General features: G+C 44.4%; 8 protein-coding genes. 5 read left to right on the top strand and 3 right to left on the bottom strand.

The features are described 5' to 3' along the window. Positions 1–102 precede the first annotated feature (102 nt). Positions 103–2,148, top strand: coding sequence for an ATP-binding response regulator (locus tag A9237_RS22180; RefSeq protein WP_032801937.1), 2,046 nt, complete (start codon positions 103–105; stop codon positions 2,146–2,148). 155 nt (positions 2,149–2,303) lie between these two features. On the opposite strand, the gene cqsA is transcribed toward A9237_RS22180, so the two are convergent. From cqsA to A9237_RS22165, 3 genes are all read right to left on the bottom strand, one after another. Continuing rightward, positions 2,304–3,485 carry an alpha-hydroxyketone-type quorum-sensing autoinducer synthase gene (gene cqsA / locus A9237_RS22175; protein WP_041052758.1) on the bottom strand — a complete coding sequence of 394 codons (1,182 nt, stop codon included), beginning with the start codon at positions 3,483–3,485 and terminating at the stop codon, positions 2,304–2,306. Positions 3,486–3,896: 411 nt separating this feature from the next. Further along, complete coding sequence (gene ylqF, locus A9237_RS22170) at positions 3,897–4,841, bottom strand: ribosome biogenesis GTPase YlqF (protein WP_038897169.1); 945 nt, start codon at positions 4,839–4,841, stop codon at positions 3,897–3,899. Between the two features lie 321 nt (positions 4,842–5,162). Next, on the bottom strand, positions 5,163–6,149 hold the full coding sequence (locus A9237_RS22165; RefSeq protein ID WP_078609695.1) for a peptidoglycan DD-metalloendopeptidase family protein: 987 nt from the start codon (positions 6,147–6,149) through the stop codon (positions 5,163–5,165). 291 nt (positions 6,150–6,440) lie between these two features. Here A9237_RS22165 and A9237_RS22160 point away from each other — a divergent pair, with 291 nt between their 5' ends. The 4 genes from A9237_RS22160 (at position 6,441) to A9237_RS22145 (ending at position 26,754) form a co-directional block, all read left to right on the top strand. Next, positions 6,441–18,164 carry a tandem large repeat gene (locus tag A9237_RS22160; RefSeq protein ID WP_078609694.1) on the top strand — a complete coding sequence of 3,908 codons (11,724 nt, stop codon included), beginning with the start codon at positions 6,441–6,443 and terminating at the stop codon, positions 18,162–18,164. A gap of 759 nt (positions 18,165–18,923) precedes the next feature. Next, a complete protein-coding gene (locus A9237_RS22155) occupies positions 18,924–20,621 on the top strand; it encodes a hypothetical protein (protein ID WP_078609693.1) in 1,698 nt (565 codons plus the stop codon). Positions 20,622–20,686: 65 nt separating this feature from the next. Next, a complete protein-coding gene (locus tag A9237_RS22150) occupies positions 20,687–22,000 on the top strand; it encodes a TolB family protein (RefSeq protein WP_078609692.1) in 1,314 nt (437 codons plus the stop codon). After that, entirely contained in the window at positions 21,994–26,754 is a 4,761-nt protein-coding gene (locus tag A9237_RS22145) for an OmpA family protein (protein WP_237358438.1), read from the top strand. The genes A9237_RS22150 and A9237_RS22145 overlap by 7 nt, the downstream gene beginning before the upstream one ends. Positions 26,755–26,927 lie beyond the last annotated feature (173 nt).

Here is a 26,927-nt window from a genome sequence, read left to right as displayed (position 1 = left end):
CTGCTTATGTGCGTTAACTAATATATAATTGGAAAGCAAATATAAACAAAACAATGCAAAACACAAAATCAGTAAACGCTAGGCTCAGTAGATAAAGTAAATATGGACGCGATTCGCAAAGTATATCAGTACGCAGAACCCAATCTTACCCTTGTAGGATGGATGGGTTTTGTCGGCTTTCCAATTTACTACGTGGTCTGGGCATTTATGTTCCCACAACCATACGAAAACTTGCCACTTCGTGTCCTTTGCTCAATTTTATTCTTCGGTATCATTTATCGTAACCGTGTGCCATTTGAATGGCGTCGGTTTTTACCTGCTTATTATCAAGTCGCCATAACGCTCTGCTTACCCTGTTTCTTCTTTTACATGTTGCTGATGAACAACTGGTCGAATGTATGGGTGATGTCGTTTATGTCGGCGATATTTCTTCATATTCTGCTCGTCCATATCACTTGGGTGATGTTTGCTCAGACCTTTGCCGGTATTGGGCTTGCGACATTCTTCGCTTGGATAGCGCAAGGGTTCCACCTCGAACTCACAATGGATTGGACGCATGTGCCAATCTTCTTGTTTATCTATCTGTTCGGTAACTTGTTCTACTTCAGAAATCAGGTTGAGCACGAAGCAAAAGTATCATTGGCGAAATCTTTTGGTGCCGGCATTGCACATGAGATGCGAAACCCACTGAGCGGTTTGCTGACTTCTATTGATGTCATTCAATCGGTTCTGCCAAATCCAAAAGAGGGCAAGAAGGCGCAATACACATTAAGCGATGAAGACGTGACACTGTTACGAGAAGTTAGCAGTGACGCGATGAAGATCATCCACTCAGGGAATGAAACCATTGATTTGCTGCTTACTTCAATTGATGAGAACCGTGTATCCCGCTCTACATTCAAAAAACATTCAGCACAAACCGTTGTCGAGAGTGCAATTGAAAGCTTCAGTTACAAACGTTCCACCGACCGTTTTGCGATCTCTTTAGACGTAAGAAGCGAGTTCGATTTCTTAGGCAGCGATACATTGCTTAAGTATGTTATGTACAACCTATTCAAGAATGCGTTCCATCATCGTAGTTCCGAAGATTTCCATATTCACGTCACCATGTATAGCGATGAGTTCACTAACCAAATCGTGGTGACAGATAATGGTTCGGGCATTTCTCCGGATGTACTTCAGAGTATTTTCCAAGACTTTTATACCACGGGTAAATCCGGAAACTACGGCCTTGGTTTGCCTTTCTGTAAGAAAGTGATGCGCTCGTTTGGTGGCGATATCCGTTGTCAATCGGAAGTCGGTGAGTGGTCACAATTTACCATGACGTTCCCAACCATTGGCTCAAACGCAGTCAAAGAGATTAAGAGTGAATTAACGAAGCTAAAAACGATTTTGTTTGTGAGTGAGCAAAACATTTTAGTATCTAAAGTCACTGATATTGCGCGCTTTATGGGATTTGAACTCACGGTACTTGATGTGCCTGCGATGATGAAGAAAAAAGAGTATGAATTCGAGTTTGATTTAATACTGATCGACATGGAAAGCTTGGACGTGCGAGGGAGTCACCTCGATAAAGTTGAATCTTTGCTCTCCTTTACTGAAGCACGAATCGTGTATCTCTTTGAGCACCATCCAATTCAACGTGCAAGAAACGTGTCTTTCGAGCCGATTTGGGTAGAAACCCAAGCATGGCTGCTAAACACCAGAGCAACCATCGACCGTCTGCTCTATGATGCAAATTACGTAGTGCCAGTGATGCCGGTGAAACCTCTGGATTCGACAAACAAGCGCACTATTATGGTGGTGGACGACAACGAGTCTTTACGCAAGTTTACGGCTATGTTGCTCGAGAAGCAGGGCTTTGACGTGATTCAGAAAGAAGATGGTCAGCAAGCAATCAACGCATTAGACGCGAATGATGTCGATTTGATTTTAATGGACATTGAAATGCCTGTGATGGATGGTGTGGAGGCGTCTCGTCGGATTCGAGGTTCAAACAAGGCGTATTCAACGGTGCCTATTATTGCGCATACTGGCGACAGCTCACCGATTACACTAGATAAGATTGGTTCATCGGGGATGTCGGATTTCATCGTGAAACCCGCAGACAAGAACAGGCTGTTCGACAAAATCGCTAATTGGATTTAACCCAGCGTTCTTAACCTAGTTGTCTTAACTCCTCGGATTGTTAACCCATTATCACCACGGGAAAGTAAAAAGTCATAATAGAGCTCAGCATAACGCTGAGCTCTTTGTTTTTCGGCAGTCACAAGCTTCCATTCAAACGTGCCGTTTATGATCTGTTAAACAAACTCTAGTTCTGGATGGTTATACGCTTCCTGACATGCTGTCAGCACATGGTCAATGTCACGAGACGTCATGTCGGCGTTGATTGAGAATCGAATAATGTTTTTATTCTTTCCCGTTGCTGGGCGACAAAATACAGCGCCAAAGACATTACGTTCTTCCAAGAAGTCACGTACACGCTCGGTATTACGCTCGCTACCGCACTCTAACGCGATAATTTGTGATTCGCTGCGGATATTAAAACCAATCTGCTTAAGGCCCGTTCTGAGCTCTTTAGCGCGATTGAACAGCATGGTTCGTTTATCATCGGCGTCTTTAATCACTTCGAGCGTTTTCTCTAGTCGAATGACTTCTTGTGGCAGAACCGTTGAACTAAAAATGGCCGGGAACGCAACGAATGGTAACGTTCGAGCCAGTTTTTCTGGGCCGAGAATCGCTCCTGCTCGATAAGCAAAGGTTTTTGCCAGACTGACAGTAATGAAATCTACTTGATCAGTGAGCTCCAGTGCTTTAACTAAGCCAGAGCCGTTAGGCCCGTGTGTTCCTAACGAGTGGGATTCATCCACCACTAAAGCACAATCAAACTCACGCGCCATTTCGTAGATGTCGTGGAGTGGGGCGATCGTGCCTATCGTGCTGTAGACCGAATCTACCACGATAACGCCTGAGCCATGACGCTGGATCTGCTTGCGCAAGTGGCTCATGTTGTTGTGCATGAACGGATGTGCTTGTGCTCCCGCGGCCCGAATACCTTCCCACAATGACATATGCGCAAAGAAGTCGATATAAACCGGCGTTTCAGGCGGACAAATGGTCTGCAACAATCCTATATTCGCAGCCCATCCCGACTGGGAAAGCAAGCAACTCCCCATGCCGACGTAATCCGCAAGTTGCGTTTCAAATGCAGGCTTCGAATCGTCATCTTGCAAGAAAATCGCAGACATAACGACGTTATCATCATGCTCAGATATCGCATCTCGGTGAGCTTTTTGAATCTGTTGGTTATGAGATAGCGATAAGTAATCGTTACTCTGCATGACCACAGCTTCGGGTTGCGGTCGTTTCCCTAATACCAAGTGCTTTTGGTTCTCGTTCTGTTCAATCAGATCTTGAATATAAAAGTCCAGGCGTTCCTCAACAAAGGAAGGAAGTCGTTTCGTTTTCAGTTTATCACTCATAATAAGTTCTCTTCGTAATACAGAAAAACGCCAGCGCTGACAGTTATATAGTTTGACTAATATGAGTGAGGTGTCATTAGCCAAGTTGCATAAGTTTGCGTGCGCCTGCAAACTCGGCATTTAAGGGTTGGGTGAGCTTTGTAACTCCTTACCATTCGGGGGTCTAACTAAGATCGCGCTTAAAAAATAACCGTTAAAACACATAATTAATATTTATGAATTTGTTCGATTTTTCCTACAAAATTTAACTGGAGGGCTAATTGTTAGGGGATGAGGGTAGCGCTACGTTTAGTGGTTTTCATTCCATAAATAATGAGAAAAGCGTCGCTCTTTTGCACTGCAATGAAAAAAAATTAAGCATAAAAAAAGGCACGTGTATCACGTGCCTTTGGAAGGAAGTTAAGAGGGGGATTATCGCTTGTTACGAAGGTAACGCTTACGACGTTCTTCTTTGCGTTTTGCTTTTTCTTCTTCTTTACGAGCGGTTTCAATCTCTACTTCAATCAATTCTTGAGTGATCATCTCAGGCAGTTCAAGAGTGATTTGTCCCAATGTGCCCTGGCGAAGTTCATGAAGAAGGATCTCAGATACTTTGTGAAGGTCTACTCGTCCGCCAGCACGTAATGCACCGCGGCGACGACCGATCTCTTCCATCATCTCGATATCCGATTGTGGCAGTTCGTCGATTTGGTAGCGCTCTTTTAGCTTTTCAGGGTAGTGAGCCGCTAAGTATTCCACCGTGTAGAACGCGACTTCATCGTATTCCATTGCGGTGTCCTTTACCGCGCCGGTTGCAGCAAGACGGAAGCCACTGTGTGGGTTTTCTACTTTTGGCCACAGGATCCCCGGAGTGTCAGAAAGAACGATACCATTTTGAAGGTTAATACGTTGCTGACGACGTGTAACCGCCGGTTGGTTACCCGTCACTGCGATAGTTCGGCCGGCCAACGCATTGATAATGGTGGATTTACCTACGTTTGGAATACCCATAATCATGGTACGAATGTTTTTGCCAATTTCTTCACGATGTGGGGCAAGTTTACGTACCAACTCCATAATTTTTAGGACTTCAGTCTGTTGAGAGGTGGTAATAGCAATCGCTTTTACGTTGTGCTCTTTCTCGAAGTGGTCAATCCAAACTTGAGTTAACTCTGGGTCCGCAAGATCACGTTTGTTAAGCACTTTTACTACTGGCTTATCGCCCTTGAGCTCCGCGATCATAGGGTTTTCACTACTAAAAGGGATACGAGCATCAAGCACTTCAATAATGACATCTATTTGAGGGATCGCTTCTGCAATCTCTTTTTGTGCTTTATGCATGTGGCCCGGGAACCACTGGATAGAGTTGTTAACCATTTGAAAAATCGCCTTATTGTTTCATGGTTATGCTGGTGGGCTACTTAGCTTAGTTACATCACTTATGGGGATGTTGAGGGAGTGGGGTAATCATCACCACTCGTTACCACTACAGCGAGTCATGTGAGGATCTTAACACTTTATTGAGAGAGCGGAAATGTTAGAGCAGACTGACAGAGAGATATTTAGGTGCTTAAGCCCTGTTTTAGCGGCAATTCGGTTACTTTCAAGTCGAACGGGGTTTTCTTTCAAGCGTAATCAGCTCATTGTGACGTAAAAAACTACGCCGCAATGAGCTGAATTAGAAGAGACAAGAGGGCGTTAAGAGGCGGAGTCGAATAGTTCGTTGATCAGTTCTGCGCGCTCAGTTCTTGCAGCTAACATCATTTGCATGTTCACCGGTGGAGCAGGGTTAGTGCGGATGTAACGAGCGTAATCAACAGGCACACCATCCACAATTAACTCTAAGTGTAGGTGAGGGCCTGTTGTTCTTCCTGTATTACCAGTTCGGCCGATGGTTTGTCCTTTCGTTACGTGGTCACCCACACGAACATCGCTACGAGACAGGTGTAAGTAACGAGACATGGAACCGTTGGTGTGGCGGATATTAATGTAATTACCGGCAAAACGATTGTAGCGTGACTTCACGACGACACCATCTGCAATACTCTGTATTGGTGTTCCAATTGGGACGGCGTAATCAGTACCTAAGTGTGGTGCAATTAAACCTGTTACTGGATGTTTTCGCTTCAAATTAAAACCAGAGCTAACTTTGTACTTTTTCGCTAGTGGAAATGAATAATATGGCTTTCGAATTAACTTATTGCCATATTCATCGTATGCGTTGTTGTCGCCATCGTTAATAACAAAGAAGTCTCTTTTACTACCGGAATAGTAAAAAGAACTGATGTATTTTTCATTATAACTATTGGTTCGGGTTTTTATTGAGAACTTGTCACCTTTTCTTACCGAACCAATAATGTCGAATTCATTTTCGATTAATTTTATCAAAGATTTTATCTCTCGCTGAGATAATCCTGCATTAATCAAAGAAGTCACGAAAGAGTAATCGATCACTCCTGTGGTGATCTTGGTTCGCTGAAAGTACGTCTCGTAGATGTGTTCGATGTTACTGTGGATTACTTTATTAGAAACAATAGCTTGAGGTTTTGGGGTGGCTGCGCTTGGTTGCTCTTCAGGAGTAAGTAGATGATGAGTAAAAGACACGCCGGCAATGATGACGAATGCAATGAGCACAAGGGGTAGAGCAATGTTTTGTGTATGTTGTCTTAATATTAAACTTGTCATTAAATCGAAATTATGCTTAAAGGCGAAAAATTGAGGGGAGTATAATATTTAAAATAAAATCTTACACGCCGTTATAGCCAATTCCTGTGTTTTTACTAATTAAATAACGATAGATGTGAAGTAGCGCTGCTAAAGAGGTTTAAAACTACCTATTTTCTTAGCGTTTATGTTTGATTTTATGGTTATTTTGTCACGTTGAGAAAATCCTAGACAATAATATAATCGCGGCAAAATATACTCTGCCAAATTACTATGTTCACTAAAAATACGCTAAAACCAACGTTAGGTCTCATGGCTGCTTCACTTTTATTGAGTGCATGTGGCGGTGGGGATGGTGGTGACAATACACCGCCAGCTAGGAATACAGGAAGCATCTCAGGTAACGTTTTTGACGCTCCGGTCAATGGCGCCAAGATCGAGGTGTTTGAATACAAGGATGGAAAAGTCGGCAGATTGCTTGCAAGCACGACTTCTGATGCCTTTGGTGATTACAAGCTTGAATTTGAATCCTCTTCGATGCCTTTGTATGTCGTCGCGCAGCAAGGTAGCTACACCGATCCTCTCACAAAAGAAATTGTGTCATCGAGTGCGGGCAAGACTTTGCGCCTAGAAGGGGTAGTGAATTTTAGTGAAGGTAGTGATCAGAAATTAATGCTCACACCACTGACTAATATCGTTTCTGGTTTAGCTAAGTATAAGATTTCCGGTGGGGAATCAGGCTCAGATGCGGTCTCTGAAGCCTTAGATAGTATCAATGGGATGTACGGGTTCAATGTCAATGAAACCACTCCGATTGACATAACGAAAGGTGGTCAAAGTAGCTTTGCCACTCCTGGTCACCAATACGGAGCTTTGCTAACAGCATACTCTTCATTTTCTTATGACCTTATTGAAAAATACGGTCAGTCTGAAGATAACGTCTATACCTCGATGCATTTCGCTGACATTCAATTTCGTGATGTCATCGCTGATGGTCTTCTAGACGGCTTAGAAATCAGTGACTCGACAGGTGCAGTGACGCCGCTTACGTTTGGTCAGCAGAGAATTACCAGCGACGTTTACACTCAAGATCTTTCTCAACACGTATTGATTGTAGTGAACGACCCAGAGCTTAACATCTCAGGTACGGATGCTGATGATTACGTTGCTTTTAGTCAAAAAATTAATGATTTGGGAAGCCATGGTACGACCGATGGTGTTATTCCACCACGCGATGAAACCGAAATCGATACAACACCACCAACCGTAACGCGCACCGATAGTGATGTATTAGCAAGAACAGATAGCGTAGATATCAGACTTAATGACGATATCGGTGTTCAATCTGTTTCTGCTTATGTGCAATACCAATTACATGGTGCTTGGTCAGGCGAATTCAAATGTAACGATCAACAGACTTCTGGCAGTGAGTTTTGTTCGGTAGACGCAAGCGGATTTGAAGTTGGTGTTCGTGAAACAAACATCAAAGTAAGTGTCGATACAAAAGCCATTGATGCCGTTGAGGTTGACTCAGACACCGGCCTTTCTAACGTGACTGCTGCTCGTTTGGTGTTTTACACGGCAGACGTTTTAGGCAATGAACTTGTTCCTGGCAGCAATTCAGGCCATTACGTAAATTTCGAGTGGGATAATGATGCGCCGGTCATCTCTGTTACTTCTGCAAGCGCTATCAACAACGAACTTCAAGAGTACGTATTAAAAGGCATAGTAAAAGAAGCTTCTCAAGATATTAAGTCTGTCAGCGTTTCATTTAAAAGTGGGCTCCCAGAAGATGTGGCTTGTACTCCTGTAACGGCAGAGTCGGGCAGTGCTTGTGAATTTAGTAAAGCCTATTCGACGGACGAATTCTTATCTACGACTACGTTCGATGTTAAGGCCACTGACACCAAAGACAACGTCGGTGAATACCAGCATGCAGTAAGCCGTGACGATCAAGCTCCTGCTCAGATCATTACGTACCCTGAAGGGACATCGATGAACTACGTTAATGTGACCGTCGATGGAGAAAGGTCTACGTACGAAGGGGTTTACACGCAAGATACTTATACATCAGACAATGTTCAGTCGAGTAGAGACTACTTGAAGATCGATTATGTCTATGCTGCTTCTGGCTTGAAATCAATTGATGGCGTTGATTTCGCGAACTTTAACGTTAACCTGTTAAAACAGAATAAGATCCCTTACGTACGAGTTCGAGTTTCCGATGTGAACTCTGATACTGTTTTGGGCTCAAGTGCCGACAAGCTTAAACTAGTCGTGAAGTACTACGTAAGCCAAAACAATGACAACAATTACGCATTTCAAAACACAACACAAACCTTGGCCTCGACGGACACTATCACCGCGAGTATCCCTCACGAGACTATTTTGGATAGCGAAGGCAGAGTCGATGAGGTTATTTACTACGTTCCTTTCGTAAAAGAGGTGCTTGGTGATGGTTTTAAAAACGTTTCAGAAAACGCCAGCCAGAAACTGGTGATTCAAACCATCGACGAATCCGACAACGAAAGTGCGACTCAAGAAGTTTATTTCCGAAGCAGTTTTGACCTACCTACGATGACGGTAGTCACGCCGTTCATTGGCGCACGTGTGCAATTAGAAGGTTTGAACCCAAATGGTGAATTCACCTCTCTAGCAAGTTGTACCACTATTCAGCAGCCAGAAAGTGATCAAACTAGCGCGCTTGATGTTGCTTCGTGTGAAGCCACGACGGACGTTGTCAATTATGAATTCATGCGAGTACGTTTAATTGGTGTAGAAGGGACAGACCCTCACTACTACCAATGGAAAGATGATGCAGGTGCCAAAGCGAGCGTTAATCTAAACAATGCCAATATCGGCGCATATTTTGAACTTGACGGTTCGAATACGTATTACGTGACCGAGCTTGCCACTTACCAGACAGGTTTGTTTGATTATCGTTGGAATCAAGTAGAAGCTGGTGACAAAACGTCAGAACGCGCCTCGCAAATTCTTACGGATGTGAAATACGCGCTAGCTGGCGGTAATGACTCATTCTTCGGATTCGATCCAACCATTACGGCGTACGCTACAAATGAGATGCTTGAGGAGACAATTCCTAGCGATCTCTCTAACGACTACCTGCACCGCTTCCTTGTTGAAGCAATTGATAAATTAGCAGAAAAGACGCCACGCAACAATTCTTCTGATTTCGCTTCCGCTATTTATGACGATCTCAGCTACGATGGTAAAGCAAACGGTATTGGCGCTGGTGGGAATCAAATCAAATTGGATGATTACGAATTCGACTCTGATACCTACCGCAAAGATCTTGCTCAGTCTTACTACGATATCATGACTGAAAAATACGGCATCCCGGATAATATTGCTCAGCTTTATGCCGATGATATTTCTACGGCTAATCCTAAACTTGGCGAAGACAATATCTTTGATAGTGGTGGCGGCAGTATTGATATTTATCCGCCGAAACAAACGTTAACAATAGAGACTGGCCGCGAAACAATGGTTGGCGACAAGCTTTATGTCGCGGGTGAAGTGGTATCTAGATTAGTGTTAGAAGATCCATCTGGAGTTGTAGAGGAAGGTGACCAAGCCCCGAAATTCCAAAGTATGTGGTATGCCATGGATGACCCCAATACTGCTATTCCATTGGAACTTCAACCACAAGAATCTGGCGATAGCGATAAATTTAGAAAAGAGTACTTCTTTACCTTAAATACAGAATCAACAGATCTCACCGATATCATCGAGTTTGCACTAGAGACAACGGCATTCGATACCAAAGGTAATGGATATACTGAGGCCGAGCCTCTTGTTGAACGCTTGTTCGTCGATAACGACTATCCGAAAGCGAGTTACATTCCTCCTATAGGTCCAGATAAAAACCCTATCGGGGAAGATGTTTACTTGAACGCGAATTCTGTGCATGAATTAACCTTCAAAGTCGAAGATGTAGTTGGTGACCAATTAGACAAAAGAAGCTTGTCATTTGTGAACTATTCGAACAACGCGACCGTTGAATATTCGAGCGAGCAATTCGCTAGCAATCAACAAGATGCATTTGTTGTAAAACTTTGTACAGGAGTACTTTGTGAGAGCCAAGGCAAAGTTATCTATCCTGGCGATGGTAACTGGAAAGTCAATGTTAATGCTGAAGATAACCTAGGAAACCTAGTTAACCAGCAAACTGTGAATGTGCCTAAATTCGACATACTAATTGACTCGGAAGCACCTGCAGTAAACGGTGGGGTAATTGACCAACGGTTGGGAGGGAACTCAGCGTGGGTTCCTGATATTGACGCTGGTGACTTAAGTCCGTTGAGTGAAGTACAAGTGGATATGAAAACTCAGTTTGGTAAGCGTTTTACGTTGCAGCATTATGAAACTGAACCAGTTGAGAGTGAAGAGCCCTATCTATTTGGTACCCAACCTAATGTAGAGGTACGTCTAGTCGCCGACGCATTTAGATATGAAGATACAAATACGTTCTATGTCAAGGCGATTGACAGCGCGTACCCTAAAGCGGAAGCAACAGGAGAGTTCATTTTTCAAGTAGATAATAAAGGCCCTGAGATTGAGCTTGCTAATCCTTGGGTGGTTGACAGCAACTCTGGCAAGAGTGGAGTGTTGGGTCCGAACTTCAAAGTTAGCTTAACTTCTGTGAAAGACGATTCAAAAGTGAGCAAAGTAGAAGTTTGGCAGGTTGGAAGCAGTGAAGCGATACGCTCAATTGAACCCCAAGACCCTTCTCAGCCTTTCTATATTGAGATCAGTAGTTCCCAAAGTAGCAATGTCACGATCGATGAGAACAATAGAGCTGACCTATTCGTTAAAGCGATAGATGAATATGGCTTTTATTCAGACACCGAAGCTAGAACCATAATTTTGGATCGCGAGGGGCCAAGTTTAACTCTGAATGGATTTAAGCCTGATAGTTACTATCGCGGTAATTATATCTTTACTCTTTATGCTCAAGACTTGAATGAAACAGGTGCGCCATCTACTGAAGGGGTAAATAAAGATACCCTGACATTTAATAGTTATATCGGCACATCTTCTAATCCCGACACTCAAGTCGAAGAGGATATGAAGGTCAACTTAGGCGGGCAAAATGACGGTGATAGCTCCACTAGAATCATAAGACTGAAGGGTTCAGATGTTCGTGGAAATACCACGGAAACAGAATATGAAGTTAAGGTTCAAAATAAGAAGCCTCACGTAGAAAGTGTGAAGTTTTCTTATGAAGATGGGACAGAGATAACGAATGGATTAATTACACGTAATGATCCGGTGATCATTACTATTGATGCTGAGGACCCAAGTGGTATCCCTAAAGTTGAGGGCACTTACAAATATGGTGAACAAATAAATAGCATTACATTTGGACAGGAGCCATCAGGTAAATGGACGGGAATGCTAACTACGTCCGATCTCAGTAATAATGGCAGTTACGAGTTGAAATTCCAAATATATAACAATGTAGTTTATAATCCCGGTGAACAGCCTCTTATAAATGAAATATCCAAGACGGTTAACGTTCAAAGGGAAGGGGTTGTAATGGATGTGCTTAAGCCAGATCCTTTCCAATCTCATATTTCCGGGAAAACGTTGAATGTAGAGTTCGGACCTGCGGGTGAGGTTAAAGCCGAGAAGCTCGAGTGTTGGGTAAGAGAAAATTACACCTCGGACAAAGCGCCAGATGATGATCCAGATTTCGCCTATTCTGGTGTGATCAGTAATCCGCAAGAAAATTATAAGTGTAGTGTGACGACGGACGTAAATATGTCGGTATCGCCTGTCGTTCTAATCACCAGAACTGTTGGTAAGAACGATAAAGAGACGGTCAGTAAATTTAGCTTTAGCATGATGGATATTGATGCGCCAACCGTTCCTGATGATATAGATTACCAGTCGGGAGGTACTTACCAGCTTGGTAGCAACAATGTTGGTTTCGATGCTGATGGAAACAAAATCTTAAGTATCACTCTGAGCTTTAAAGATAATTTATCCGGAGTGAACACTGAGCTAACTAAGCGTCCTATACTGGTAAGAAGCAAGTTCAACGTAACGTTTGAGCCGAAAAGTTGTAATACGAGCGCAGATCTCACTACGTGCACTTATACTGAGCTTTACTCAGATTTTCTTGCGGCAGGAGAATCAAAATATCTATTTACCATCAAGAATCTTTCTGATGTAGCAGGTAATGCGGCGCCAGATTACCCGTTGGAGTTGTTGTTACCGCCACCAGGAGTTGAGATCGAAATCACGAGCCCTGAGAAGGATAGTATTATCCGAGGTTCAGAACTTTCAATGGACTTCAAAGTAAAGGTTGGGGTTAATTCAACCCTAGAAAATCTCATTGCCACGGTGGAAGGGCAGTCGTACAACTTAAAAGATGATCCAGATCAATTCTCCCGATTTAATGACTGCGGAGATGACTACTCATGCTCTACGTTTAAAGCGCCTCTTAGTGACGATTTAGATGGTCAGGGGATCAGTCCGTCCATTAAAGCGCTTGATGTATGGGAGTATTGGAAGGAAACCGATGTTGACGTGACGGTTGATAACAGTAAACCAATAATTGATAGCGATGTTACTGTCAGTGAATCACCTACAGACCCTAGTTTGGTGAGATTCCTGTTTTCTATCAGAGATGAAGGCAGCGGTATCGCTACTGTCAAATATACAACAACGAACCCGAGTCATGTTTTCAACAAAGAGGCAAGTGTGGATAACTCACATCTCTATTTTGAACTTCCGAAAACTGAATTAGAGGGGTTAAGTCAGCTTCGGGTTAGCATCCAAGCTACGGATAAAGTGGGTTGGACTGAAAACCGGACTCTCGATATTGATCTGACAGCGCCGATTATTACTCTCTCATTTAATGACATGACTAGCTTGCTGGGAGGCAAGCTAGCATTCACTAAAGAAAGTCAACCGTTCACGATTACGTCTACAGAGGGGGAGCATGTCAAGGCAACTCGATATTCCATTGATATGGTTCCAACATCCGGAGATAAGCTTAATTTTGAGGGAAGAGTCGCGTCGTCAAGCGCGACTGGTACTATGGATTTTGCAATTGATGACCAAGCTGAATACATATACAAAGTGACAGTCACTGACTCAATGGGACGTGCTGTTACAGACTTTAAGCTTTTTAATAAGACTTATAATGCCAAAGGTATCGAATCTGTTGTTGATCATGAGTTACCGGTTATCACTGGTATCACTGCGGATCAAGTTTCTATGACGCCGACGGATGATAAATATAAGTTGGATGTAACTGCTGATGTGACTGATAAAAACTTAAGTTCGGTAACATCAACGGCTGATAATGGTTCGGGTCTACCAGTAGGGCCGCAGTCAATCACGGAACCTACTAACGATGGCGACCCTTATGTGTTCCACTACTTATTATCGCCAGGAGATTACACGATAAAAGTAATCGCGTCTGATGCAGTCAGCAATCAAACGGAAAAAACGACAACATACAGAGTAGAAGCAGCAACAGTTCCTGAGCTAACAATATCGACTACAGCAAGCACACCTTTGGCTGGTGGCGTCGAAGTCCCGCTTACGTTTACTTTTACTGAAGAAGTCACAGAATTCGATATTTCAGACGTAAAGTTAGATGAGAATAATGGCGGTGAGTTAAAACCTTTATCTTGGAGTACCACTGACAACATAACTTGGACAGTCAAATACATAACACCAGAAAGAGAAAATAAAGACATAACCATTCGGGTCGATGATGAGAGCTATAAGAGCATCAACACTATCCCCGGAAAAGGGGATAGTTTGGTTCTGGGGATCGAAGGTGTGTTACCTACGCTGACTAAAGTAACGTTTGATCCTCTGCATCAAGAAATCGGAAAGGCAGTAGATATTAAGCTTGAGTTTGACAAAGAGTTGCAAGAGGCCACGGCAACATTGGGAACGAACAATGTTACTTCGCTAACGGCTGATCCTGCTGATAAGAAAGTTTGGAGCGGAACCGTTAATGTCCCAGACGTACCAGAACTCGGTGTTGGCCTAGTGGTGAGTCAATATAAAGACCTAGTAGGTAATGTGGGTGAGGATAATACGTCATTTACATTGCCAATCACGCCAATCTTAACCGTTGAAAATATCGGTGATGTTAATGAAGCGGGCGCTGCAAGCGTTGCCGTCAGTGGCGATAGCACACGCTTTGAAACTTCTGACGAACTGACCATCAAAGCGGTCGATACGGACAATAAAGAAGTCACGCAAACCACGACAGTGGGTGCATTGGGTAAATGGAACGCGACGCTTGATGTCTCGGGTCTTAAAGACGGCACCATTACGGTGACGGTGAACGGGACTAACGACTTGGAGGCGCCAGCAAAAGAAGCGGGGACGACATTTACGTTGACGCAAACCAAGCCGACGGTGGACGACGGTCAAACGTCGATTAACCCAACGTACGCAGCGGCGGGTGAGAGCGTAACCGTTACCGCTACGTTCGACAAAGGCGTCACCACACCGACGGGTTCGACGCTGGGTACCGCGGCGATCAACTGGACAGCACAATCGGGTACTCCGACCCAATGGGTGGGTACAGCAGAAGTCGCGTCGGTTGCGGATTCGGTGAAGAGTGTGGCGTTAACGTTGCAAGGTTTTAGTGATGCAACGGGCAATGCCGGTGAGGCATTCACTTCTAGCAAAGAGCTGGTGATGACCCCAACCTTAACCGTTGAAAATATCGGTGATGTTAACGAAGCGGGCGCTGCAAGCGTTGCCGTCAGTGGCGATAGCACACGCTTTGAAACTTCTGACGAACTGACCATCAAAGCGGTCGATACGGACAATAAAGACGTCACGCAAACCACGACAGTGGGTGCATTGGGTAAATGGAACGCGACGCTTGATGTCTCTGGTCTTAAAGACGGCACCATTACGGTGACGGTGAACGGGACTAACGACTTGGAGGCGCCAGCAAAAGAAGCGGGGACGACATTTACGTTGACGCAAACCAAGCCGACGGTGGACGACGGTCAAACGTCGATTAACCCAACGTACGCAGCGGCGGGTGAGAGCGTAACCGTTACCGCTACGTTCGACAAAGGCGTCACCACACCGACGGGTTCGACGCTGGGTACCGCGGCGATCAACTGGACAGCACAATCGGGTACTCCGACCCAATGGGTGGGTACAGCAGAAGTCGCGTCGGTTGCGGATTCGGTGAAGAGTGTGGCGTTAACGTTGCAAGGTTTTAGTGATGCAACGGGCAATGCCGGTGAGGCATTCACTTCTAGCAAAGAGCTGGTGATGACCCCAACCTTAACCGTTGAAAATATCGGTGATGTTAACGAAGCGGGCGCTGCAAGCGTTGCCGTCAGTGGCGATAGCACACGCTTTGAAACTTCTGACGAACTGACCATCAAAGCGGTCGATACGGACAATAAAGAAGTCACGCAAACCACGACAGTGGGTGCATTGGGTAAATGGAACGCGACGCTTGATGTCTCTGGTCTTAAAGACGGCACCATTACGGTGACGGTGAACGGGACTAACGACTTGGAGGCACCAGCAAAAGAAGCGGGGACGACATTTACGTTGACGCAAACCAAGCCAACGGTGGACGACGGTCAAACGTCGATTAACCCAACGTACGCAGCGGCGGGTGAGATCGTGACCGTTACCGCCACGTTCGACAAAGGCGTCACCACACCGACGGGTTCAACACTGGGTACCGCGGCGATCAACTGGACAGCACAAGCAGGTACTCAAACCCAATGGGTGGGTACAGTAGAAGTGGCGTCGGTTGCGGATTCGGTGAAGAGTGTGGCGTTAACGTTGCAAGGCTTTAGTGATGCAACGGGCAATGCCGGTGAGTCATTCACTTCTAGCAAAGAGCTGGTGATGACCCCAACCTTAACCGTTGAAAATATCGGTGATGTTAACGAAACGGGCGCAGCAAGCGTTGCAGTTAATGGCGATAGCACACGCTTCGAAAGCACCGATACATTGACCATCAAAGCGGTCGATACGGACAATAAAGAAGTCACGCAAACCACGACAGTGACTGCATTGGGTAAATGGAACGCGACGTTAGACGTCTCGGGTCTTAAAGACGGCACCATTACGGTGACGGTGAGCGGGACTAACGACTTGGGCGCACCAGCAAAAGAAGCGGGGACGACATTTACGTTGACGCAAACCAAACCAACGGTGGACGACGGTCAAACGTCGATTAACCCAACGTACGCAGCGGCGGGTGAGAGTGTGACCGTTACCGCCACGTTCGACAAAGGCGTCACCACACCGACGGGTTCGACGCTGGGTACCGCGGCGATCAACTGGACAGCACAATCGGGTACTCAAACCCAATGGGTGGGTACAGCAGAAGTCGCGTCGGTTGCGGATTCGGTGAAGAGTGTGGCGTTAACGTTGCAAGGCTTTAGTGATGCAACGGGCAATGCCGGTGAGGCATTTACTTCTAGCAAAGAGCTGGTGATGACCCCAACCTTAACCGTTGAAAATATCGGTGATGTTAACGAAGCGGGCGCTGCAAGCGTTGCCGTTAGTGGCGATAGCACACGCTTTGAAACTTCTGACGAACTGACCATCAAAGCGGTCGATACGGACAATAAAGAAGTCACGCAAACCACGACAGTGGGTGCATTGGGTAAATGGAACGCGACGCTTGATGTCTCGGGTCTTAAAGACGGCACCATTACGGTGACGGTGAACGGGACTAACGACTTGGGCGCACCAGCAAAAGAAGCGGGGACGACATTTACGTTGACGCAAACCAAGCCGACGGTGGACGACGGTCAAACGTCGATTAACCCAACGTACGCAGTGGCGGGTGAGAGTGTGACCGTTACCGCCACGTTCGACAAAGGCGTCACCACACCGACGGGTTCGATGCTGGGTACCGCGGCGATCAACTGGACAGCACAAGCAGGTACTCAAATCCAATGGGTGGGTACAGCAGAAGTGGCGTCGGTTGCGGATTCGGTGAAGAGTGTGGCGTTAACGTTGCAAGGCTTTGAAGATGCAACGGGCAATGCCGGTGAATCATTCACTTCTAGCAAAGCGCTAACGATGACCCCAACCTTAACCGTTGAAAATATCGGTGATGTTAACGAAGCGGGCGCTGCAAGCGTTGCCATCAGTGGGGATAGTACTCGTTTTGAGAGCACGGATAGCTTGACTATCAAGGCTACGGACAGCGAAGGGACCGAGGCGAGCGCAAACGTAAGCCCAAATGCTGGCGGTGCTTGGAGTTCAACGCTCGATGTCTCGGGTCTTAAAGACGGTACCATTACAGTAACCGTAAATGGTACTAACGACTTGGGTGCACCAGCAAAAGAAGTGGGTACGACATTTACGTTGACGCAAACCAAGCCAACGGTGGACGACGGTCAAACGTCGATTAACCCAACGTACGCAGCGGCGGGTGAGATCGTGACCGTTACCGCCACGTTCGACAAAGGCGTCACCGCACCGACGGGTTCAACACTGGGTACCGCGGCGATCAACTGGACAGCACAATCGGGTACTCATACCCAATGGGTGGGTACAGCAGAAGTCGCGTCGGTTGCGGATTCGGTAAAGAGTGTGGCGTTAACGCTGCAAGGCTTTAGTGATGCAACGGGCAATGCCGGTGAGGCATTCATATCCAGCAAAGTGTTAGCTATGACTCCTACTATCGCTTTTGAAACAGTAAACGATGTCACAGGTGCAACTACAGTAACTATCAATGGAACAAGTACTCGCTTTGAAGAGGGTGAAGTAATAGAAATCAGAGCTGTTGATGCTGATGATAAGCCAACTACTGGTAATGCATCTGTGCTCAGTGATGGAACATGGACCGTTGATCTTGATTTGTCTTCTTTGAAAGAGGGCACTATTACTGTCTATGCAAATGGCACCAATTCGCTATCTGCAAGTGCTACTGAGGTCAACACGACTTTTAATTATTCGAGCACTATCGTTAAAGTGCTTTCCGTCTCTGATTATCTGTATAGAGATAAGGAAGATATAGCCTTGAAAAAGGTTGCGTAATACAAAGCGAGCATTTAGCTCGCTTTCTTTTTACTTGGTGTTAAGTGATCTAAGTCAAATGATTAGCTTTTTCTAATAATTGCGACAGATGATTTGATGGTCTTTATACAAGGTCAAATATCTAGAATGACTATATCTATTTTGTTTTTAGATGGTATTGGTGTGATTGTGGTGGTCAATTCCAGAATGTGGTGGTGAATATGCCACGTTGAGAATATGTCGCAATATTATATAGTTACATCCATCGCTATACCCCAAGTATAGAGTTCTGCATAAGGTAGGGTACTACCTGACAGTTGTGTAATCGTAATGAAGTGACACCAGCCTAGCATCACATCAAAGCGGTTACGCGTTTTTGTGGGTGTGACACGCACTCACCTTTTTTATTCATACTTCCTCAGTAGCAATTCTATAATTTATTGTTACTGAGGAAGGCCATTGCTTTAGAGCCTTTCTTCACTCCCTTATTGTCTGTATCGAAACTGTTAACTTCTGCCCAAAAATAAAATATTTCCTTTTATTTTAATCCTTCTTTTTGATTTTAACGTCTAGTCATTTTGTCTTTATCTGTAGTTAAAGCGACTTATTTGCTAGCTAATGTGTCTTTTGGGTGGCTTTTAGCTTATTTGTTGATTTTTCTATGTGATTGAATGTTATAAATTAAATTAGTAGCATTAGCGCACCAAATCGTACTTGTAAGCCTTATCAGCTTAAATGTCACCGCAACCATATTTACGATGTTGGTTGTGGAGAATTCAAATGCATTTAGTTTGCAAATTTATACCTAGCTCGAAGCTATCCTCCAGCGAGCTATCTTATGTCCTTACACCGGACGAGTGTATAGGGCAGCTTTCGCGTTTGCGAAATTCAGATGACATCCTTAGAAACCTCCCTAAAGAGTTTGCGCAAAAGATCTCTCTTTCTTCTAAAAAAACGACCAGCGGATTGCTAACAGCGATCAGAACCGAACTTGGGAAAGGCAGTTGGGTCTCATTATCTTCCTTTGCTCGTAGGTCGCCATTAACGGACTCTCAGTTACAAAGCTTCCCTAGACTTAAGACACTCGTTGACTCTGTATCTGCTTCGGATGAAAGCAAAGTTTTTAAAGCGGGTTACAAGCAGGTTACTGACGATGTTGCTTTAGTTCGTAGTTACACGCATGTACCTTCTGAGCCAAGCCCAGATCAAAAAATCGTTGTCGAGTTTGCAGGGCAGTGGTCTAGTAATGCAGCATGTTTGATGTTGGGTAAAACGGACGCTCAAAAAGAAAAAGTTACTGTAGGCAAGGCCGATACAGAAAACAAACACCGCAGCCTAGCGACATTTAAAGATCTCGAAGCTGAGGGCAAAACGCTCTATATCAAAATCCCTTGCTCTGACCAGCCTCAGCCGATCTTGCTTAAACTCGCAGAGAACCTACAACCCGTTGATAAAGAAACTCAGATGGATGAGTGGGACAACGTGTTGGTGCCGGTGAGACCATTGGCTTACTTAGATGGTAGCAACGACAAAGCAAAAGCTTCTGATTTGCGTGGTGGTTTCCTTTATGTGTTCTGGAAAGGGAAGCTTTGGCGTGAGATGGCCATAAACGAGAAAGGTTACTACCAAGATGTTGACGTCGAGTATTACCGTACCCTAGAGCAAGAAGAAAAGAAAAAAGACACACCTCAGGTAATACAAAGAAGCGCAAGTGGTTTTGCCATGGCGCATTTCTGGGCACCTTACAAAATATCGGGTGAAGTCCAACAGGGAGAAAATGGACTCAAGATCATTTTCTCACCAAAGCAAAAGCGCTTTGCTCAAATTGAAGCATTAGAATCGGATGCTGCTTTGCTAGATAAATCCAGCACGCCATTAGATGAATTAAGCAGTTACAGTGACGCACAGTCATTCAGTGCAAAAGAATTCACCTCCGATGTAGACAGCGCAGCCATCCACAAAGTGACCGAAGACGACATGCCATGGCTGAGTGACCAACAAGCCATAGTACGTAGTTACGACCAGAGTAATACGGTCATTGCTTATGTGGATGGAAAAAACAGTGGTTTTCTCGTCCGCTTGGAAGTTGGCTTGGTAGATGGCCCGTTGGCAGAACAGCTAGACCCTTACTCGCTGGCTTCGTATGACGGCTTGGTTGTCATTATGGAAGATTCTGAAAGTGACTGGCGAGTTACCGAGCCCTTTGAGTTAATCAGTAAAGATGGTTATATCAGTGCCTTAGTGACAGGTATGCCTCCCAAAGGAAAGTTTACACTTGTTCTTTCGCACCTTGGGGGGCAAGACAGCGCGGTGATGATGTTTGAAGGGCTGACATACCAAGAGATCACCGCAGAACCACCAGAATTACCGATGGCTTCTAAGCACGAAGAACAGCGAGTGCCTGATGAAGTTAATGAAGAAAGAGAGCGTCAAAAGAAAACATTAGACATGATGCTAGAGCTTATCAACGCCAATTAAAGTGATAACACGGGGAATGTGCTTTAGACCTCGGTTTATCAAATTATGAAGAGAATGAACAAATTATGAAAAAAATTATAATAGGCAGCGCCATTATTGCCGCCTTATTGGCTGGGGCTGGTGTTATACATTGGCAAAGCAAGCCTTCAATGGATAAGAATTATAAAACCAATCTTAGCTACATAATTGAATCCCTATCTTTTGGTAAGCACACTGGAGAGATTTCTAAAATTAGGGGGTGGCGGATAGTAATAGATCCTCTAGAAGGTGCACCTATAGAAGAGTGGAATGCAACGCACACTCAACCTCAAGTGATGTTTAACTATGGACCAGATTCTACCATCTATACTATGAACCTAGATGGAACGGATGTCCGGTTGTTACTTCATCGCGACGAATTTGGTGAATTACCAGCTGGGGGGAATGATATCCAACGCTCCCCTGACGGGAGATATCTAGCGTTTCGCTATTATGGTTATGGAGCATGGGCTAATTGCGCTGTTTATGATTTAAAGAAAAGAGAAATCATCGTTAAGGCGGAGTTTTGCACGTCGGCGACCTTTACTCAAGATAGTAAAGAGTTCTATTTTATTGACTCTGATAGTCGTAACCCACAGCGCCTTGAACTCGAAAGCCACAATCGAAGTGACGTATTTCAATCTGCGATCCACGTTGATAAAGAAACCTTCAATCCGCTGCGTGATGGTTATGCTTTCTTTATTGATCAGGTGAATGACCGATTTATCTATAAAGTAAGAAAAATAGATGATGCCGATAACCGAGGCCCTGATCAGCAATTAGTGTTCCGTTTTTCAGATATGTCTTTACTTGGTAAAGAAGAGTATTTAGCTCCTGAATGTTTGACCCGTTTTACCAAAGGAGCGCTGCAGAAGTATCTAGCCTGTAATAGACGTGAACCCTACGACTTATATTCGCTTGAAGACCCTCAGAAAAAAATTGAACAGGTGCCAGAAAGGTATGTTTTGCAGCGAGGTAAGTGGTATGCGAGAGCAAATGGCAACAGAGTTGTGCGCCTGAAACAGCCCGGAGAAGTAGGGATGTTTGATGGTTTGAGCTATAACTACGCATTAAAAACTGGGGAAGGTGAATTCGACTATGACCGACTCCATCGCTTAAGCTTTTTTATACCGTCACATATGTATGCAGACTTTGAAAGTATGGATCTGCGTCCATTTATGCCTCCTATCCCTACCAAAGCGCAATATGATGAACTCTTACCAGACGTTACAGAAAAGTTACGTTGGGATTGCGCAAGAAGCCGAGGAGAGTTCCAGAATTGTGCTCAGTATTACGATATGAAAGCGCTATTTACAGATATGGAGCAGGTAAGGGAATATATGGGGGTTAAAAAATGGTAAAACGTTACGATATTCCGGGCCTGTATCTAATGGGAAGATTGCATGACAGGGATGGTAAACCTGTTGGGCGCTTTTTCCCATTAGCCCATGAAACATTGGTTATTCCGAGCTTAGAAGTTAAACAAGAGTTTGTTGCAGACCACAGTACTACTAACAAACAGATATCCACCAGCAGTAAAAATCCGATCGCGGTTAGTGATGAGTTGGGGAAGCTTAATATTTTAGCGGCTCGCGAATTCAATGCTGATCAGATAGGCGCTGAGTTACTGAGGGCTCCTTTGGCAAAGGGTTGTGTGGAAGCCGCGATTAACAAGGGCGCCGTGCAAGACGTGCTGTTTTTCCCGAGCTATTTGGTGCCATTAAGCCAGATGGCGAATGCAGCCCAAGAAAGTAAAGACCAAGAGCCATGGTTAACTAAACTCTACAACTTGTTGTCTTATAATGATCTTAAGGAGATAAAGGATGATAAAGGGCAACCTGCTTGTGTGACTGATTTAAGCGTGAAGCGTGTAAGTGTCGAGCAAGATTGCCTAGCTCCCCCCTCGGACCAAGTTGACCAAAGCAGTGACTTCTTTAACAACTACGCAGAGTGGTTTAATAATAGCCACTCTAAACAAATACATATAGTGGAAGTTCCGCAGTTTTATACTATTCAGGTTATTTTTTCCTCAAAAGATTATGTTGGCGCTGAAGTTACATTAGCCGATTTACCAAAAGGCATTAATATCCAAGGCTCTGAGACGGAGGGTCAGGGTGTTTTACCTACATCGACGGTTAAAGACGTTTTGTACAAATACTCTACAGATGGTCAGGTTAGTCAAGACGAGTCTATGTATGTCGCAACGTTTTGGTTAAACTCGGAAAGTGTTTTAGTTTTAAATGACCGACTACCCTTTGTTCGTATTGATATTGATTTTTCAAAGAAAATTAATGGGGGCGACGCCGAGCAAATCAAAAGGGCTCTAAGAGCTAGCAGGATACCCGAATCATATAGTCTAAAAGAAAATGCCCTTGCTCTGGATATTCACACAACCGCGGGGCGTACATCCGTTGTTAATGGCGATCCTATCTCCGTTGAAGAAGCCTTAATTAACCACGCCCCACAATTCTTCCCTCATTTGAATGCCGATTTAGAAGCATTCCCTTACGACAGCCCAGCAAAGCTGATTGAACGAAAGGAGACCAAAACCAGTTTGCCAAACTCAACGTGGGCGACGTTTCAAACGGTAAAAGGCAGTTTAGAGTCAACTTCCGGTGTGTTAAAAGATGGCATCAGTTGGGGGGCGTTAAGTAAATTTGCAGCTTCTTCAGTATCAAGCATTAACACTGGGGATGCTGAACTTGCTAAGCTAGCACTTACCGTAAGTAAAACTTTGGGTGCTACACAAGCGTCTAGAGCTTTCATCAAAGCTGTGGCGGACCTAAATGATCACTATCCGAACGAAGTGACCCAATCTGTTCACTTTATGAATGGCCGCATTAATGCGCAAATAGTGTGGTTTAGTCAGAAGTTTCATGCGCAGATGGATAGAGTCTCTCCGTTATGGAGCGCTTCCATTTTGCCATACCTTACTGGCGCAGGGCGGATCGGAACGAAAGCTTTAGACATGTTAGATAAACCGCTAACTATTGCGGAGCTGGGTTACGATGCCGTCAATACCTATGCCAATTGGAACGGAAGCCAAGCTGCTCAAGGTTCGGCACACGGAGATTTACTATCTAAAATACAGGAATACATGGCAACAACCGCTTCTGTACAGGCAGATAAAGCACAAGCTTTTCAGGGAACGGAAGAGAAGTATCAAAATGCTGTCAATCAACTAAGAAATGAAATGCCAGATTTGTTTGTAGAAGAAGGCAGTGTTTCACTAGACCAGCGTGTAGAAGACGTGTTACTTCGGTTGAACATGACATTTTTTGAGTTCGATTCTTACCAAGTCACTGAAAAAGGTAGTGTGCACAAAAGAATCGCTGAGCAGTTACAGGCGTTAATTAGCAACCCTTTCGAAATTGTCATAACAGGCCATACATGTAATATGGGGTCAGAAGCCTACAACTTGGCTCTATCGGAAAAGCGTGCTGTTTCTGTCAAAGAGGCAATCCTTGATGCGATGTCTCCGGACGCTCGAAGCGTTTGGTCTCCTATGTTCAAAATTGTAGCAAAAGGGTATGCAGCTTCATTACCTGGTAATACCAACCGTACAATTGAAGAGCGAGTGAAAAACCGTCGGGTTGAAATCTATCTCGCATTTAGTCGTTCTGTGGAATATCCACCGTGTCGTGCAGGCCTTATGAATGTTGAAAAGGCGGCAAAGATAAAAATTGCCAAGGACATGAACGAAGATCAGACGATGCTGGAGTTCATCCAATCCGGTTTGAATGCATTAATTGGTGGTGCGGCCATGGCCTTCCCGCCAGCAAAAGTGATTGCCGCTGGGGTTGAGGGTGTAAAGCTTGCTACTGCTATTATGGACCTCTTAAAGCCAAACACTGAATACCAAAAATGCGTTAAGCAGGTTGATTCCATCCGTCATCAAGATCTTATGGCGTTTAACCAATTTTTAGCACAGCCAGATATCCCCAATGCGACCCGAGTGTACTTAAAATCGTATATGAAGCGAATGATTGCGTTGAATGGTTTGATTCGATTGATTAAGAGCTTTCATGCTGTCAATGCGAATCGTACTTTTAGCGGTGGTGGGATATTAAGTGACGCTGATGTGCTGAGTGGTCCTAAAATCAATCAGTTCAGTGATCTCGATGTGCTGGGCTATATTAATGAGTTCATCCTCAATGATGATTGGAGTGTTGATATCTCACTGCTGGGTGCTGAACACTTAGATGAAGTTTGGATGAAGAAAAATGGCTACAGTCAAACATACAACCAAATTGGTAGCGCTTCGGTTGCCAAAATATACGCTCAAGGTGTTAATGTTTACCGCCATTATGCATCCGATGATTTAACCGACTTTATGGCTGAGAAAGCTCAGCGATATAACCATTACTTCCCAATTCATTACAGAGCAAGTCAAGACGACAGCCATTTCGAAGCATTATTAGGAGATAAACCACCAACAGGATTAGATGACAGTATCTTCGAGAGAGTTGAAGTCTTTGTTCGTCGTCCTTATAAAAGTAATGGTTCAGTTCCAAAGTATGATGATTGGGTGCCGTTTGAGCAATATTATCGAGATAACGGTGCAATGCTAACACCCTATGACAATATTAAGGTCGTAGCGTTGGTAAAAGATGGGGTTGGGAGCGAAGATAACAGCAACGTTATTGGTCAGCTGCCGATTTGTCTTGATGTCATCTCACATAGTTCAAATGAAGGAAACTGGAAGTGGAGTGATAGTGTTGCCTCTACTCATATAGAATATGTATCAGAGTTAACACCTGTGAACTTTTCTGAACAAGAGAGAAAAGTGATTTTTGGTGATGACAATAATGCGAAGAAACTTGGAGTCATTATTCAGCCAAATTATTTCTTTGGTACTACACGTGTATTTGGCATTCGACCAGTTGCTAATTATGACGACGTTGCATTGAAGAGTCTCTTTGATACAACTGCTAGCTCGACCGTCTCGGGTGGTTTCAAATTCCTGAGCTACTTTTTTGAGTTAAAAGTGCCAGGTCAAAGTAAGACAGAAAAGCGTGTCAATGTGCTGCGCTCGTTTGGTTCGGCAGATAGCAAAGAGAGAACCATCGACCGATTTAACGTGACGTTGTCGCCATCTCGTCAATATGAGTTAACAAAAGACTTTATCAATTTTAGCGGCGCTATTTTTGGCGATGGTCTCTTCTATGAGAAGACATTTTTAACGCCACCTGAGGGTAAGAAAGTACGATATCCACAGGTTTTTGATGGGGCAAAAGTGACCCTTTACTTAGGGCAAAGTGGCTTAAAATACGCCTCAGCTAAGAAAGGTGGGGATGACCCTCTCCTAAAAGCTGATAAGCGCATGAGTGGTAAAGTTACTGCGTTTGACTGGAATAAAGAAACGACGGCAACTCTACTGATTCGTTCAAAGCCGTGTGATCCTGATAATTTAGAGGAGCAAGGTTTTGACAAAAACCTAATCCCAATTCACGTTCAATTTTCTTATGATCCAAACTTATGGCCTGGCTCAAACCTATGTCCAGTGACAGATTTCAAAGCAGTCGCACGACTCGGAACAGTGAAAAAGGTGGGTGACTCTTTTATCTTTGAAAGATCTGAAATCGAAAAAATTCCTAAGTCGCTATCTGAGCTTCAAGAAGATCTGGTTAAGATGAATTCAGAAAGTTTAGAACATATAGCACTATCGACATGGAGCGGTGCAAGGGAGGAAGAAACCACTTTGTTTGCCAGTGTGGAAGAGCTTTCTTATATCAATCTATTTGGTCACAAAGTAAATGGCTTAAGGCCGATGATTGCACCAAGCAGTTCAAGGAAAGGCATCAACTTTGGTATACAAGTCAATGCTCCGTTTGGAGCAGGGCTAGATTTAGAGAAAGGTGAAGGAATGCACATGGTCGATAGTGGTGTGACTAGAATTCCAAGTAACTGGATCAAACTCAAGTACAAAGAAGACGAAATTGAGGCTGCTAAACAGCTTAATAAGCTCAACACAGACCTTGAGTATGCTGATCATTCTAAGGAAATTAAATTTAAACCCCACATCAACCTTCAGAAGTGGGTGAGTTACAACGACCATTTTGATAGCTTGCTCGAAGCGAGGATCGATATGATTGATAGCTGGGTAGAGAATTAGCACTAGGATATAAAAAAACCGCCTTCGGGCGGTTTTTCTTTTCTTATCAATGGAAACTGAAGTAAGGTTTTCTCGCTTCTCGCTTCTCGCTTCTCGCTTCTCGCTTCTCGCTTCTCGCTTCTCGCTTCTCGCTTCTCGCTTCTCGCTTCTCGCTTCTCGCTTCTCGCTTCTCG

The organism is Vibrio owensii (genome assembly GCF_002021755.1).
In the GTDB taxonomy this organism is placed as follows: domain Bacteria; phylum Pseudomonadota; class Gammaproteobacteria; order Enterobacterales; family Vibrionaceae; genus Vibrio; species Vibrio owensii.
The sequence above is the reverse complement of the archived record's forward strand: the minus strand, read 5'-3'. Positions and strand labels throughout refer to the sequence as shown.